1 pseudogene is annotated in these 1,075 nt (G+C 66.1%); it reads left to right on the top strand.

Annotated elements, in window-relative coordinates:
- Positions 1-909, top strand: a pseudogene (locus ACIBO2_RS58830) (IS1380 family transposase); the annotation flags it as partial.
- Between the last annotated feature and the right edge of the window lie 166 nt (positions 910-1,075).

Here is a 1,075-nt window from a genome sequence, read left to right as displayed (position 1 = left end):
GAACAAGCGGCGCCGACCTGGAAAAGGAGTTTCGGGTTCCACCCGATGACTGCGTTCATCGACCACGGCGGTCAGGGGACGGGTGAGGCGGCCGCGCTGCTGCTGCGGCGGGGGAACGCCGGGTCGAACACTGCCGAAGACCACATCGCCGCCGGGCGGCTGGCGTTGAATCAGATTCCCGCCCATCTGCATAAACATGTGCTGTTTCGCACTGACTCCGGTGGCGGCACCCATGAGTTCCTCAACTGGGTGACCGCACGCAGATTGAAGTACTCGATCGGGTTCAACCTGACCGACGACATCTGTGAGGCGATCCTGGCGTTGCCGAAGGACGTCTGGGAAGTGGCCTACGACGCTGATGGTCAGGTGAGGGACGGGGCGTGGGTCGCGGAGCTGACCGGGATGCTTGATCTGTCGTCATGGCCGAAAGGCATGCGCCTCATCGTCCGTAAGGAACGCCCGCACCCCGGCGCCCAGTTGCGGTTCACCGATCTCGACGGGCACCGCTTCACGTGTTTTGTCACCGGTACCCGCTCGGGTGGCGGCCGCGGCCAGCTCGCCGACCTCGAACTGCGCCATCGCCGCCGGGCCCGCTGCGAGGACCGTATCCGCACCGCCAAGGACACCGGCCTGCGCAACCTCCCCCTGCACGGCTTCGCCCAAAATCAGCTCTGGCTCGAACTCGTCGCCCTTGCCTGCGAGCTTCTTGTCTGAACCCAACTGCTCGCACTCGACAGCCATCCGGCTCGGCGCTGGGAACCCAAACGGCTACGGCTGCGCCTGTTCTCCGCCGCAGGACGCCTGGTCAAAGGCAGTAGACGCCTCCGGCTCCGTCTCGCCCAACGATGGCGGTGGGCCGACCTCATCGCCTCCGCGATCAACCGCCTGCAGATGCTGCCCAAGCCCTGACGCCAATCCACCCGCCCCCACAACCAGGAAGGACACACCACCCGGGCCCGTGGAACCCCGCCCACCCGACGCGATAGCCGGGCCGCCTGGCTGACCCACCGCTGAAAACACGCAGGTGGCCCAAGTCAGTACGCGACCCAACCACCCTCACGAAACATCGAGGCTA

Source organism: Nonomuraea sp. NPDC050022, assembly GCF_044460705.1.
Taxonomy (GTDB): domain Bacteria; phylum Actinomycetota; class Actinomycetes; order Streptosporangiales; family Streptosporangiaceae; genus Nonomuraea.
Note: the sequence above shows the minus strand (reverse complement) of the source record. Positions and strands in the feature narration are given on the sequence as shown.